General features: G+C 73.8%; 14 protein-coding genes and 1 tRNA gene. 2 read left to right on the top strand and 13 right to left on the bottom strand.

Features of this window, described 5'->3' with window-relative positions; all coding sequences use genetic code 11:
* Positions 1–8: 8 nt before the first annotated feature.
* From PHK61_RS15160 to PHK61_RS15150, 3 genes are read right to left on the bottom strand one after another with little or no spacing between them, the layout of a single operon-like run.
* The gene (locus PHK61_RS15160; RefSeq protein ID WP_274281828.1) at positions 9–527 is read right to left on the bottom strand and encodes a DnaJ family domain-containing protein; all 519 of its coding nucleotides are present in this window, start codon (positions 525–527) and stop codon (positions 9–11) included.
* The gene (locus PHK61_RS15155) at positions 527–1,207 is read right to left on the bottom strand and encodes a 4'-phosphopantetheinyl transferase family protein (RefSeq protein WP_274281827.1); all 681 of its coding nucleotides are present in this window, start codon (positions 1,205–1,207) and stop codon (positions 527–529) included. The genes PHK61_RS15160 and PHK61_RS15155 overlap by 1 nt, the downstream gene beginning before the upstream one ends.
* Positions 1,204–2,115: a metallophosphoesterase family protein gene (locus PHK61_RS15150; RefSeq protein WP_274281826.1), complete on the bottom strand. Its 912-nt coding sequence runs from the start codon at positions 2,113–2,115 to the stop codon at positions 1,204–1,206. The genes PHK61_RS15155 and PHK61_RS15150 overlap by 4 nt, the downstream gene beginning before the upstream one ends.
* A gap of 88 nt (positions 2,116–2,203) precedes the next feature.
* Between PHK61_RS15150 and PHK61_RS15145 the strand changes: the two genes are divergently transcribed.
* A complete protein-coding gene (locus PHK61_RS15145) occupies positions 2,204–3,427 on the top strand; it encodes an adenylate/guanylate cyclase domain-containing protein (RefSeq protein ID WP_274281825.1) in 1,224 nt (407 codons plus the stop codon).
* Between the two features lie 384 nt (positions 3,428–3,811).
* Here the strand turns inward: PHK61_RS15145 and PHK61_RS15140 are convergent, their stop codons facing one another.
* The gene (locus PHK61_RS15140) at positions 3,812–4,609 is read right to left on the bottom strand and encodes a methyltransferase domain-containing protein (protein ID WP_274281824.1); all 798 of its coding nucleotides are present in this window, start codon (positions 4,607–4,609) and stop codon (positions 3,812–3,814) included.
* 65 nt (positions 4,610–4,674) lie between these two features.
* Positions 4,675–4,747: transfer RNA gene (locus tag PHK61_RS15135), tRNA-Asn, on the bottom strand.
* Positions 4,748–4,871: 124 nt separating this feature from the next.
* On the opposite strand from PHK61_RS15135, the gene PHK61_RS15130 reads away from it, so the two are divergent.
* Complete coding sequence (locus PHK61_RS15130; protein ID WP_420791394.1) at positions 4,872–5,141, top strand: hypothetical protein; 270 nt, start codon at positions 4,872–4,874, stop codon at positions 5,139–5,141.
* 19 nt (positions 5,142–5,160) lie between these two features.
* On the opposite strand, the gene PHK61_RS15125 is transcribed toward PHK61_RS15130, so the two are convergent.
* The 8 genes from PHK61_RS15125 to PHK61_RS15090 all read right to left on the bottom strand — a co-directional run bounded on the left by PHK61_RS15125 (position 5,161) and on the right by PHK61_RS15090 (position 13,364).
* On the bottom strand, positions 5,161–5,931 hold the full coding sequence (locus PHK61_RS15125) for a trans-aconitate 2-methyltransferase (RefSeq protein ID WP_274281822.1): 771 nt from the start codon (positions 5,929–5,931) through the stop codon (positions 5,161–5,163).
* Positions 5,928–6,512 carry a hypothetical protein gene (locus tag PHK61_RS15120; RefSeq protein ID WP_274281821.1) on the bottom strand — a complete coding sequence of 195 codons (585 nt, stop codon included), beginning with the start codon at positions 6,510–6,512 and terminating at the stop codon, positions 5,928–5,930. Before PHK61_RS15120 ends, PHK61_RS15125 begins: the two co-directional genes overlap by 4 nt.
* The gene (gene dnaG, locus PHK61_RS15115; protein ID WP_274281820.1) at positions 6,509–8,413 is read right to left on the bottom strand and encodes a DNA primase; all 1,905 of its coding nucleotides are present in this window, start codon (positions 8,411–8,413) and stop codon (positions 6,509–6,511) included. The genes PHK61_RS15120 and dnaG overlap by 4 nt, the downstream gene beginning before the upstream one ends.
* Before the next feature lie 248 nt (positions 8,414–8,661).
* Positions 8,662–9,000, bottom strand: a complete 339-nt coding sequence (locus PHK61_RS15110) for a thioesterase family protein (RefSeq protein ID WP_274281819.1) — start codon at positions 8,998–9,000, stop codon at positions 8,662–8,664.
* Positions 8,997–9,380, bottom strand: a complete 384-nt coding sequence (locus tag PHK61_RS15105; protein WP_274281818.1) for an MFS transporter — start codon at positions 9,378–9,380, stop codon at positions 8,997–8,999. The genes PHK61_RS15110 and PHK61_RS15105 overlap by 4 nt, the downstream gene beginning before the upstream one ends.
* Before the next feature lie 193 nt (positions 9,381–9,573).
* Positions 9,574–11,226 (bottom strand): GMC family oxidoreductase, encoded by a 1,653-nt coding sequence (locus PHK61_RS15100; protein WP_274281817.1) that lies wholly within the window; start codon positions 11,224–11,226, stop codon positions 9,574–9,576.
* 7 nt (positions 11,227–11,233) lie between these two features.
* Complete coding sequence (locus PHK61_RS15095; protein WP_274281816.1) at positions 11,234–11,887, bottom strand: gluconate 2-dehydrogenase subunit 3 family protein; 654 nt, start codon at positions 11,885–11,887, stop codon at positions 11,234–11,236.
* Positions 11,888–11,975: 88 nt separating this feature from the next.
* Entirely contained in the window at positions 11,976–13,364 is a 1,389-nt protein-coding gene (locus PHK61_RS15090) for a phenylacetate--CoA ligase family protein (RefSeq protein WP_274281888.1), read from the bottom strand.
* Positions 13,365–13,368: the final 4 nt, after the last annotated feature.

The following is a 13,368-nucleotide window of genomic DNA, read 5'->3' as shown; positions in this document are numbered from 1 at the left end:
CGCGCCGATCACGAGCGGCGGCGACGCCACCACGCCCGCCACCGGGAGCGACGGTCGTCGGGCTCGGGCAGCGGCACGAGCGGCGGAGAGGGCGGCGGAGAGGGCGGCGGAGAGGGCGCCGACCTCGAGCCCCGCTCCGCACGCCACCGCGCCACGACGTCGTCGGCACGCGGCATCGACACCGAGACCTGGGGGCCGTCCGGGAAGCGCAGCCATCGGGCGACGCGGGCGGCCAGGGCGGCCACGGCGTCGCGGACCTCGCGCTCGGTCTCCATCTCGCGGACGGTCTCGGGCAGGCGGTCGATCTCGCGGCGCAGGCGCAGCGGGGTGGGCAGGAGCACGTCGTTGGGGATGCCCTCGCGCTCCAGGTAGGAGCGCAGCCACCAGTTCTCGTCGTCGGGCCGGTCCCCTCCGCGCAGCGGCCGGCCGGCGCCGCGCAGCCCGTCGAACTTGCCCTCGTCCTGGGCGTCGCGGATGCGCTGCTCGACGATCGACTCGTAGCTCTCCCACCAGGCCTCGTCGCGCATCAGGCACCCCGCGCCGGCAGCGCGATCGCCGTGATCACCAGACCGTCGCGCACCATCCAGCGCCCGTCGAACCCCGTCACCTCGGCCCCGTCGACCACCGGACCCGGCACGCGCAGGGCGGCGCGGAAGGTCCCGTCCGGCGCGGGCACGAGCTCCGCCTCCTCGAACCCCAGCCAGCGCCCGGTCAGCGGGAACCACGCCTTGTAGACGCTCTCCTTGGCGCTGAACAGGAGCTTGTCCCACCGCACCTCCGGCGAGGCCGCGGCCAACGAGGCGAGGACGGCCCGCTCGCCGGCGTCCGACACCGCCTCGAGGACGCCGTCGGGCAGGGCGACGTGCGGCTCGGCGTCGAGGCCGACGGCGCGCACGGCGTCGCGCCACGCCACCGCCGCGCCGCGGAAGCCGGCGCAGTGCGTGATCGCGCCGACGACGCCGTCGGGCCAGACCGGCGCGCGGCGCTCCCCCACCGGGATGGCCGCGGCCGGTGCGCCGAGGCGGACGAGCGCGTCGCGCGCGCACCCCCGCGCCGTCGTGAACTCCGCGCGCCGCGACGCCACGGCCCTCGCCACCGCGGGCTCCTCCTCGGCGGCGAGCACGGCCTGCGGGTCGTCGTCGGTCCGCGCCGCGGTGACCACGGCGCCGGGGAGGACGGCGTCGAGGGCCGCCACACCGGTGGTCACGTCCGCGCCCACTGCGCGCGCTGCTCGGCGGCCCAGACGGTGAACGGGTCGGGCCCGTCGCCGCCGGGCCCCGGCAGGATCTCCCGCAGCGCGCCGCGCACGAGGCCGTGGCGCTGCCACTCGCGCGGATAGCCCACCGAGACCTCCTCGCAGCGCACGCCGTCCTCGACGGTCGTGCGGGGGATGTGGAGGTGCCCGTAGACGACGACCGCCGCGTCGTGGCGGACGTGCCAGTCGGCCGTGGCCGTCGTGCCGCACCAGAGCGCGAACTCGGGGTGGCGCAGGATGCGCGTCGGGTGCGGGCTCAGCGGCCAGTGGTTGACCAGCACGGTCGGCAGGCCCGCCGGCCGCTCGGCGAGGCGCGCCTCGGTGCGGGCGAGGCGGTCGGCGCACCACGCGGCGGCACCGGGGAACGGGTCGCACGACATGAGGACCTCGTCGGTGCACACCACGCCGGCCTCGCGGGCGACCTCGAGCGCCGCGTCGTTCGACCAGTCGGCGGGGATCGAGGGCGGCCGGACGCTGTAGTCGTAGAGCACGAACATCGGGCACACGAGCGCCGGCCCGCCGGCTCCCTCCCACACCGGCCACGGGTCCTCCGGGGTGAGGACGCCCAGCCCCCGCGCCATCTCGACGAGGTGGTCGTAGCGGGCGGGGCCGACGAGGTCGACCTCGTCGCCCGGCGGCGTCCACAGCTCGTGGTTGCCCGGCACCCAGATGACCTGCGCGAAGCGCGCGGCCAGGATCTCCAGGGTCCACGCGACGGTGGCGACGCGGTCGCCGATGTCGCCGGCGACGATCAGCCAGTCGCCGGGGTGCGTCGGGTGCAGCTCGCGGACCAGGTCCTCGTTCTCCGAGCGGTTGACGTGCAGGTCGCTCGTGGCGAGCAGGCGCGGGCCGCCGGTCATGGATCCTCCCGTGTCTCCCGACCCCGCCACGGTACGCAAGGCCGGTCACGAGATGTCGGGCTCGCACCCCGCTGGCACCATGAACGACGTGCCGCCGCGACCCCGCACATCCCTGCCCATCCCGGCACGGATCCGGTCGGTGATGGCGGAGGGCGACTACGAGCGCGCCGGGCTCCTCGACGGGCTGACCGGCGACGCGCGCCGCACCCGGGTCTCGGTCCTCGAGTCGCTCGCCGCCGACGGCGTCGACTTCGAGGCCATGCGCGACGCGATCGCGCGCGACCGGCTCGGCCTGCTCCTGCTCGAGCGCACCCTGCGTCCCGAGGACGGCCACTCGCTCAACGACGTCTGCCGGATCGCCGACATCGACATCGAGGTCGTGCGGCGCTGGTTCCAGGCCCTCGGGCGCCCCCTCGCGCCCGACCCCGACGAGCCGATCTACACCGACGAGGACGTCGAGATCGCCGAGCGGATCCACCGCTACCGCAGCCTGGGCTTCTCCGACGAGGAGATGATGCCCGTCGTGCGGGCCGTCGGTCGCGGCGTGCTCAACATCGCCGACGCCCTCGGCGGGCTGCTCGGCGAGGCGCTGCTGCGGCCCGGCGAGCCGGAGCCGGAGATGGCCCTGCGCTACGCCACCGAGGCGCGCCGGATCGTCGAGGACGACTCGCTGCACCTGGTGCACCTCGTGGCCGCCGCGCTCGCCGACCGCATCCGCTCGCACGCGCTGGCCGTCGAGGAGTCGAGCGCGGGCCGGCTGCGCGGCGCGCAGGACGTCACCGTCTGCTTCGCCGACCTCGTCGGGTTCACCGACCTCGGCGAGTCGGTCTCGGCCGTCGAGCTCAGCGAGGTCGCCGAGATGCTCTCCGCCTGCGCCACCGAGGTGTCGGCGTGGCCGGTGCGCCTGGCCAAGACGATCGGCGACGCGGTCATGCTCGTCTCACCCGATCCCACCCTGCTCGTCACGGCCGCGCTCGACCTCGTCGACGTGTGGTCGAAGGAGGGGGACGGGCGCCCCGGCCTGCGCGTCGGGATCGCGAAGGGCGTCGGGGTGCCGCACGCGGGCGACTGGTTCGGCCCGCCGGTGAACCTCGCCAGCCGCGTCACCGAGACCGCGCGCCCGGACCACGTGACGATCACGGCCGCGGTCCGCGACGCGGTGGTCGCCGCGGCGCCGGACGATCCGCCGTTCCACTTCCGCGCCGCGGCACCACGCAAGTTCAAGGGTGTCCGCGGAGCACAGCGCCTGTACCGCGTCCAGCGTCGCCCGACCGGGACGGCCGGCAACGGCGCGCCCATCGATGCGGTGTAAGACCGGGACGAGCCGATGACCAGTGAGGCCGAACGGCGTGTTCCGTCGCCGCATGTCGGGGAAGGGCCGACATCGGCGCACCGACGCGACGACGACCACCGTGTCCACGCCGCCGGGTACGACCCCGACGACCCCGACGACCCCGACGACCCCGACCTGAGGACGGTGCGGGTGCGATGATGGTGGGCCGGGGGCCCGCTCCCCAGCTGCCTGGTCCGGCCCACCACCTCGCCGTCGGCGCCCCCCGGGCACCGGTTCACCGGGACTCCCTCACCGGCTCGAGGCAGAGCGTGCCCGGACGGCCTCGGCGGCACCAGAGGCCTGCGCCCAGGTTCACTCGACTCGGGTACGGGTTCACTCGACGTGGTGAAGATCAGCTGGCCGTCAGGCCACTCGCCGGCCCCGGGCGGTCACCATCGGCGACGTCGCGAGGTCGGGCAGGCGGCCGGCCCGGAGGTTCTCGAGGTGCCGGTCGACGTCGTCGGGCGACGCGACGCCGCTCTCGACGAGACGCGGGCGGATCTGCTCCACGGTCGCGATCTCCAGCGCCGTGCACGCCGGCCCGGCGATCGGGAAGAAGGCGTCGGCGACGACGTCGACGAGTCCGTGCTCGCGCAGCCGCCGGGGCAGGGTCCGGCCGAGGGCGAGGTCGGCGTCGCGGTCGGCCATCAGCGCGCGGAAGCCCCGGCGTAGGCGGTTGGCCAGCTGCTCGGCGGGGCCGCGGTCCTCCGGGCAGAGCAGGGGCTGCAGGCCGGGGTCGGCGTCCTCGACCACGAGCCACCCGCCGGGGCGCAGCGACGCCACCATCGCGGCGAGCGCGCGGTCCCGCGCCGGCACGTGGGTGAGGACGAGCCGGGCGTGCACGAGGTCGAGGTCCGTGGCGGGCGGCGCGTCGCTCCCGACGTCGTGGCGCCGGACCTCGAGCACGCCGTCCGAGGTGCCGAGCCATGACGTGTCGACGTCGGTGGCGATCACCGAGCCGTCGGGGCCGACGCGCTCGGCGAGCCCGACCGGGACGCTCCGCCCGCCCGCGCCGACCTCCCAGCACCGCCAGCCGGGCCCCACCCCGAGCGCGTCGAGGTGCCGGAACGTGGAGGCGTCGAAGAGCTCGCCGAGCGCGGTCAGCCGGTGCCCGGCCGGGGTCCGGCGGTTGTCGAGGAGGTAGCCGTCGTCGGACGTCACAGGAGGATCATCGCGCGCCACACAGAGAAAAGCCCCAGGTCAGGAGACTGACCCGGGGCTTTCGGCTCCTCCGACTGGACTCGAACCAGTAACCCTTCGATTAACAGTCGAATGCTCTGCCGATTGAGCTACGGAGGACCGCTGTGTCCGGGACGGCTCGCGTTCGGACTCCTCCACGCTACCTCACGGGCCCCACCGCCCCTCCGCACGGGGTGGGGCAGGATGGGCGCCACCAGACGTCGGGGAGGAGAAACGCATGAAGATCATTCCGTTCCTGCTGGGTGCCGGCGTGGGGTACGTCCTCGGTGCGCGGGCCGGCCGCGAGCGCTACGAGCAGATCGCCCGGGCCTACCGCCAGGTGGCCGACCACCCGAGCGTGCAGGGGGCGGCCGGTGTCGCCCGCGCGAAGGCCGGCGAGGCCGTGCAGACGGGCGTGGCGATGGCCAGGGAGAAGGTCGCGTCGTCGGGTCCGTCCGGGGGCGGGCAACCCTCCGCGCCCGGTCGGGCGGCCGCCAACGGGAACGGGCGCTGACCCCGGTCGCCCGGGACCCTCAGAGGCCCAGCACCGCGAACACCCGGCGGAACCCGAACCAGGTGACGCCGGCGTCGTCGGGCGGGTAGGCGTCGCGCAGGCGGGGTGCGAGCTCCGCCCGCAGGCGCTCCCACCCGGCGTCGTCGAGCACGTCGCGCACCGGACGCAGGGTGGTACCGGCGATCCAGTCGCCCACCGGGTCGTCCCCGGTCAGCGGGTGCAGGTACGTCGTCTCCCAGCAGTCGACGACCCCGCCGGGGCGGGCGGCCGCCAGCAGCCGGGCGTACTCCTCGGGCGTGCCGACCCCGTAGGCGGGCAGGCCTTCCGGCACGAGGTCCGTCCAGGCCGGGGTGGCCAGGAGGTCCCGGGCGATCACGTGCGAGGGCGACTGCTCGTTGCCCGGCACCTGCACCGCGAGCCAGCCGCCGGCCGGCAGCTCCGCGGCCCAGCGGGACAGGAGCTCGCGGTGCTCGGGCACCCAGTGCAGCACCGCGTTGCACACGACCACGTCGGTCTCGGCGCCGGGCGCGAAGTCGCGGACGTCGGCCTGCTCGGCGTCGACCCCGAGCTCGCGCGCCGCGGCGACCATATGCGGCGACGCGTCCGAGGCCCGCAGGCGCGCGTCCGGCCACCGCGCCGCGAGCACCCCGGTGAGGTGCCCCGGCCCGCAGCCGAGGTCGACCACCTCGCGCGGGGCCGTCGCGCCCACCCGGCCGACGAGGTCGAGGAACGGGCGCGCCCGGTGGTCGTCGTGGCGGCGGTAGAGCGCCGGGTCCCACGTGAGCGTCACGGGCGGGCGTCCCCGGTGGTCCGGCTCCGCTCCGCGTCGCGTCCGGCCCGCAGCTTCTCGCCCACCCCGGCCGCGACGGTGCGCACGACCTCCGGGTCGGTACCCGGGTCGGGGCGCACGTGCAGCACGATGCCGGCGCCGGGCACGCGGCGCTGGACGAACCACGCGCCGCCGTCCCCGAGGTCGTGGTGCTGGCTGTCCTTGACCGCCACGGTGACCCGCTGGTGCACGGTCTCGGGCACGCGGCCCGGCTCGGTCAGCGGGACGCGGCGCGGCGCCCGGTCGGCGAGCACGACCACGCCACCGGCCAGCTCCGCGACCTCGTCGGCCTCGACGACCTCGAGCGCGCCGGAGGCCCACCGGGCCCTGGTGACGAGGTGCCAGGCGACGCGGCGCGCCCCCTGCCCCGAGGCCGCCGGCGGCAGCCAGAGCCCCAGGTCGGTGGCGAGCACGATCGAGCCGCGCGGCCCGCGGCCGTCGGCGATCACCCGCTCGCCCTCGTCGAGCGCGCCCGCGAAGCCCTCGGGCACGGGCTCGCGCCCCGTGAGCAGGGCGCTGATCCGGTCGAACACCCCGCTCACAGCGACACCGCGCCCGTCGCCCGGCCGCGCAGCGCCTTCTTGTACTGCTCGAGGGCGACCAGGTCGCCGTAGAGCTCGTGGTACTCGTCGGCGTCGTTGATCGGCGACAGGCGCTGCAGCCGCGACTTGATCTCCGAGACCTGGCGCTCGACCAGCGTGCCCTGCAGCGCGCTCATCATCGAGGTGATGTAGCGGTGCTCGTCGGTCTCGCGGGTCTGCAGCGGCTCGACGGCGAGCTCGTGGACCAGCGTGCGGTAGCCGCTCGGCACCTCGCGGCCCACGGCGTCGATCCACGCCGAGCCGGACCACCCCGCCGACGTGCCCCCGGCGGCGAGCACCGCCCGGTGCACCGCGAGGTAGGCGTCGTTGTTGAACGCGTCCTCGGGCAGCGAGTCGTACAGGGGCCCGGCGAGCGCGGGCGACTGCAGCGCGGCCTTGAGCACCTCGCGCTGCACGCGCAGGCGCGGGTCGTCGCGTCCGGGCAGGGCGGGGCCGTCGGTGCCGCGCTGCGCGCCGTTCGTCGCCGCGCTGCGCCGCGGGGTGCGGCGAGCGGGGGCGTCGGCCGGGGCTCCGGCGGTCTCGCGCACCCGGCGCACCACCTGGGCCTCGTCGGTCCAGCCGACCCAGCCGGCGAGCCGGCGCGCGTAGCCGTCGCGCAGGTCCTCGCGCCGGATGCGGGCCACCTCGGGCACGGCGCGCTGCAGCGCCGCCACCTGGCCCTCGACGGTGCCGAGGTCGTGCTCGTCGAGGATCGCCCGGATGATGAACGAGAACAGCGGCGCGCGCTGGGCCACGAGATCGCGCAGCGCCACCTCGCCGCGGGCCTGCCGCAGGTCGCACGGGTCCATCGCGTCGGGCGCGACGGCGATGTAGGTCTGGGTGGCGAACTGCTGGTCGCCCTCGAACGCCTTGCGCGCCGCGGCCTGCCCGGCGGCGTCGCCGTCGAAGACGTAGATGACCTCGCCGCGGTCGAACGAGTCGTCCATGAGCAGCCGGCGCAGCACCGCGACGTGGTCGTCACCGAACGCCGTGCCGCAGCTCGCGACCGCGGTCGTCACCCCGGCGAGGTGCATGGCCATGACGTCGGTGTAGCCCTCGACGATCACGGCCTGGCGGGTCTTCGCGATCTCCCGCTTGGCCTTCTCGAGCCCGAAGAGCACCTTCGACTTGTGGTAGACGGGCGTCTCGGGGGTGTTGAGGTACTTCGCCTCGATGCGGTCGTCGTCGAACAGCCGCCGCGCACCGAACCCGACGACGTCGCCGCCGAGGTCGCGGATCGGCCAGAGCAGGCGGCGGTGGAAACGGTCCATGTAGCCGCGCTGACCCGGCCGCGAGAGCCCCGCCTTCTCGAGCTCCTCGAGCGTGTAGCCCGCGGCGAGCAGGTGCTTGGTGAGCTTGTCCCAGCCCGACGGCGCGAACCCGCAGCCGAAGTCCTCGGCCGCCGCCTGGTCGAACCCGCGCTCGGCCAGGAACTCCCGCGCCTTCTGCGCCTCCCCCGGCGCGCGCAGCTGCTCGGCGTAGAACTCGGCGGCCTGCTTGTTGGCGGCCAGCAGGCGGGCGCGGGTGCCCCGGTCACGCTGGACGCTCGACCCGCCGCCCTCGTAGGTCAGCCGGTAGCCGATGCGGTCGGCGAGCTTCTCCACGGCCTCGACGAAGCCCAGCTGCTCGATCTTCATGACGAAGTCGATGACGCTGCCGCCCTCGCCGCAGCCGAAGCAGTGGAACGTGCCGTGGGTGGGGCGGACGTTGAACGACGGCGTCTTCTCGTCGTGGAACGGGCAGAGCCCCTTGACCGACCCCGCGCTCGCGCGGCGCAGCGCCACGTACTCGCCGATGACCTCGTCGACCCGGTTGCGGTCGCGCACCTCCGCGATGTCCGCGTCCCGGATGCGCCCCGCCATGCCCCCGAGTGTAGGGACCCGCTCGGGGAGGTCCGGGCCGGATCGGCTCTGTTGCTCCCCCAGCACCGCGATCACGAGGAGGACCGCGCTGGTCCGGGGGCGGGAGCGGACCGACGAGGCCGTGGCCGGCGTCCGCGCGGAGACCGGCGGCGAGGCGAGGTCGTCGGGGTCGCAGCGAGGGCGCCCCCCGCTGCCTGCCACGCAGCCAGGGCGTCCCTCGCTCCACGATGCCCGGGGGATCGCTCGCGTCAGACCGAGAACGTCGCCCGGTCCACGACGACGCGGTCGATCTCGCCGTCGGCGACGTAGTGGCCGTCGCCGTCGATGGCGCTGACGTCGAAGGTGAGTCGGTCGCCCTCGGTGGTCAGGGTGGCGTAGACGTCGACCGCGCCGCCCACCGGCGTCGGGCGGCGGTGCCGCACCCGGATCGCGGCACCGACCGTCGTCTGCCCGTCCGCGAGGCGGGAGGCGGCCTCGGCCACCGTGGCCGCCTCGAGCCAGGCGATCAGGCGCGGCGTGCCCAGCACGGGGACGTCGCCACTGCCCAGGGCGAGCGCGGTGTCGTCGTCGGTGACCTCGTACCTCATCGCGGCGATGGTAGGTCCTCCGCGGGGGTCCGCGGGGCGTTCGCGCCGTCGTCGACCGAACGCGGCACGAACAGGACGAGCAGGCCGCCGACGAGCAGCACGACGCCGAAGGGGTAGACGCTCGAGGCGGTCGACCCGGTGAGGTCGGAGAGCCAGCCGACGAGCGAGGTGGCGACGGCGCCGCCGATGTTGCCGATCGAGTTGACCAGCGCGATGCCCGCCGCCGCGCCGGCGCCGGAGAGCAGGGCGGACAGGATGCTCCAGAACGCGGCCTGAGCGGTGGAGACGCCGGCGGCCACGAGCATCATCGCGCCCACCGCGAGCGCGGTGTTCTGCAGGAACACCGCGGTCAGCACGAGGCCCAGGGCCGTGACCACCACGCGACCATGGCGACGACCGCGACGACGTAGGGCACGGCGGTGAGCAGCCCGATGGTCAGCGTGTCGTCGACGCCGCTGTTCTTGATGATCCTCGGCAGCGTCGGGTGATCCGCGCGTAGACGCGGTCGGCCCCCGTCCCGGGGGAAGTCGATGTCATGACGATTCCTCTCGCTCCCCCGGGAACGGGGCCGATTCACATGGTCGGCGCGTCGGCGTTGCTCGGGGTCGTCTTCTGCGCGGTGATGTGGTCGACGTTGCGCAGGATGTACTCGCCCGTGCGCTGGGAGAGCGCACCGATCGTCGAGGTCGGGTTGACCGCGGCGCCGGTGGTGAGCGTGCTGCCGTCGACGACGAACAGGTTCGGCACGTCCCAGGTCTGGCACCACTTGTTGAGCACCGAGTCGTCGGGCGTGTTGCCCATCCGGCAGGTGCCCATGAGGTGCCAGCCCGGCGGCGGGTAGAGCACGCCGGTGTCGTTGGTCTCGGTCGCCCCGACCGCCCGCGTGGCCTCGAAGATCTTCTCGATGCCGTACTCCGCGAGCGCGATGTCGTTGGGGTGCAGCGCGTAGTCCACGTGCGCGGCCGGCAGCCCCGAGGAGTCCTTGACGTCCGGGTCGAGCGTGACCCGGTTCGACTCCACGGGCAGGTCCTCGCCGAACATGAAGACCATGAGGTGGTTCGCGAAGTGCCCGTCGAAGAACTCGCGGTGCTTCTCGCCCCACGGCGCCGTGTAGCCGGTGTGCGTCCCCATCGCGGCGTAGGCGGGCCCGAAACTGCGCGCGACCTGCATGCCGAAACCGTTGACGAATCCCCGGCTGACATCGGTGTGGTAGAACTCGTGCGAATACAGCGGCGCGCCGAACGAACCCTTGAATCCCTCGATCGGCTCGTCGAACCACGAGTCGCAGAACGCGAACACGTGGTGCATCAGGTACTTGCCCACGATGCCGTTGGAGTTCGCGAGTCCCTCGGGGTGGCCCTTCTGCGCGCTCTGCAGCAGCAGGCGCGGGGAGCCGATCCCGTTCGCCGCCAGCACGACGATCTTGGCGCGGATCTCGTGGCGCTCCCCGGTGACGCGGTCGAGGTACGTGGCCCCGGTGGCCTTGCCGCCGTCGGCGTTGATCGTCTCGACGCGGGCGTTGGTGCGCAGGTCGGCGCCGTGGCGGATCGCGTAGGGCCAGTGGGCGTTGGCCGGCGTGGACAGCGAGCCGGTCGGGCTGCCCGAGAGCTCGTTGCCCATGGCCTGGTCGGCCTCGCGGTTCTCGCGCGGCACGGTGATGATCGCGTTGTCCGACGGCCACCAGTGCCAGCCCAGGTCCTTGGACGCCTTGGCGTACTTGAGACCCAGCTTGCCGGGCAGCACCTCGGGGTCGCGGACGGCCTGCTTGCGGTCCGGGTAGGACGGGTCGCCGATGCGCCCGGAGATGCCGTAGATCTCGTCGTTCTCGTCGTAGAACGGCGCGAGGTCCTCGTAGGAGATCGGCCAGTCGATCGTGCCCTCGAGGCCGTGCTCGGTGCCCTTGCGGAAGTCGACCGGCTTGTAGCGCGGCCAGTGGCCCGCGTAGTGCACGGTCGAGCCGCCGACGTTGTTCATCATGTACGGCGTCGTGGTGCCGGTGACCGGATAGTCCTCGGGCAGCTGGCGGACGTTGGGGTCGTAGGCCCACCCGCGCTGCTTCTCCAGCTCCCACTCGTCGTGGTAGTGCGGGTGCTCGCTCGGCTTGACCCAGGGGCCCTGCTCCAGGCAGGTCACCTTCACGCCGGCCTTGGCCAGCTTGAGCGCGATCCCGGCCCCGCCCGGGCCCGCCCCGATGATCAGGACGTCGGTCTCCTCGTATGCGGCCATCGTTGCCTCACTTCGTCCAGGACAGCTGGGACAGGTCGACGCGCACGACGTCGTCGGTCTCGAGGTAGGAGCCGTTCTCCTGCGCCTGCGTCAGGAGGTCCTCGTCCCAGGGCTCAGTGGTCTGCAGGTAGCCGTAGGGCAGCGGCGGACCGTGGTAGTCGCGGCCGGCCGGGAGGTTCCGGTTGATCGCGAGCGTCACGACCGGGCGCGAGTAGTAGCCGTAGTAGACGAGCGCCCGCAGCTGCTCGAACAGCGGGTCCGTGCCCTCCTGCGAGGCCTTCTCGAGCGCGGCGATCGCGTCGGTCCGGCCCCGGGTGTCCGCGTCCACGAACGCCTGCCCCAGCCGGTCCAGCCCGGCCTTGAACTCGTCCTCGGTGGCGAACGGGAAGTGCTTGTTGCGGTAGCCGCTGGGCGTCACGTAGCGACCCACGAAGGTCAGGAGGTCCTGCTCGCTCGCCGTCGGCCAGTCCGGGTGCGGCGGGATGAGCGTGTCGGCGGCGGCGTCGATCACGGCCGCCTGCGTGTCGCTGAAGGTGATCGGGTTCTGCAGGCCGCCCAGGCGCGGTCGGCCGGTCTCGAAGAAGCCTCCCGCCTCGCCTGGCGTCGCCGTGGTCTCCGGTGCGCCGTGGGGCGCGGGCTTCTCCCCGAGGGCGTTGTTCACGAGGTACTCCCCTCTCCGCTGAAGGTGGGTCCGTGTGGGTGACGTGAGCGGAGTTCGGGGCTATCGCCCCGAATTCCGCTCACATCGGTCAGCGCTTCGTGTGCTCGCGCTCGTCGACGACGCGGCGGGACTTGTGCTCGGCGCGCTCGAGGGTGTTGGCGTCGACGGACTCGAAGGTCACGCGGACGCCGAGGAAGGACTGCAGCCCGGAGCCGGTGCGGCGCTCGAACTCGTCGCGCTGCCCCGCCGGCAGCGTGCACTCGGCGCGGACGATCATCTCGTCCATCGAGCCGGTGCGGCGCACGACGATCTGGTGCTCGCCGCCGTAGTCCTCGACCCCGCGCAGGTAGTTGTCGACCTCCGTCGGGTACACGTTCTCGCCGCGGATGTGGATCATGTCGTCGATCCGGCCATACACGCCGCTGGGCAGCTTCGGGTAGGTGCGCCCGCAGCCGTTGTCCTCCATCACCCAGCGCGTGAGGTCGTTGGACGCGAGCCGGATCATCGGCTGCGACGTGCGCTCGAGGTGGGTGTAGACCGGCGTGCCCTCGCTGCCGTAGGGCACCGTGCGGAACGTGGCCGGGTCGCAGACCTCGTGCCAGACGATGTCCTGCCAGAGCAGCATGCCGTCGGGCGTGCCCTCGGTGGCCGACGCCGACATGAACGGCGTCATCTCGGCCATCGTCCCGCAGTCGACCACGCGGGCGCCGAACGCGGTGGCGATCGCGTCGCGGACCGCCGGCACCGACGCCCCGGGCTCGCCGGAGAAGAACATGACCTCCAGGCCGAACTCCTTCGGGTCGATGCCCTCCTGCTCGGCGACCTCGGCGAGGCGCAGCGCGTACGACGGCGTCGCGTAGAACGCCTTCGGCCGGGTCCGGGCGAGCCAGGTGACCGCGCGGGCGGTCATGCCCTGCGCGCCGGCGCCGAACGGCAGGACGCGGCAGCGCAGGCGCTCGGCGCCCGCCATCGCGCCCCACGAGCCCAGGTACAGGCTGAACAGCGCCGCGACGAACACGGTGTCGCCGGGTCGCACGCCCATCCCCCAGAGGATGCGGGCGTGGTTGTCGGCGATGACCTCCCAGTCGCGGCGGCCGATCGCGAACGCCGTCGGCATGCCGGTGGTGCCCGACGTGCCGTGGATGTGGTGGATCTCGGAGTCGTCGACGCAGGTGTAGTCGCCGAAGGGCGGGTGCTCGTGCTGCGCGGCCCGCATCTCCTCCTTCTGGATCACCGGGACCTGCTCGAACGCCTCGAACGACGTGATGTCGGCGGGCTTGAGGTCCACGGCGTCCCACTTGCGGCGGTAGAACGGCGAGGTCGAGTACGCGTACTCCATGACCTCGCGCAGCCGCACGAGCACGGCGGCGTCCCGCTCGTCGGGGTCCATCGTCTCGCGGTGCGGGAACCAGTACGGCGACTCCGGGTCGGGCAGGTAGCCCTGGTCGTAGCTCGCCGGGAAGTGCCACTCCTCCATGGCC

This window comes from Actinomycetospora lutea (assembly GCF_028737205.1).
In the GTDB taxonomy this organism is placed as follows: Bacteria; Actinomycetota; Actinomycetes; order Mycobacteriales; family Pseudonocardiaceae; genus Actinomycetospora; species Actinomycetospora lutea.
The sequence above is the reverse complement of the archived record's forward strand: the minus strand, read 5'-3'. Positions and strand labels throughout refer to the sequence as shown.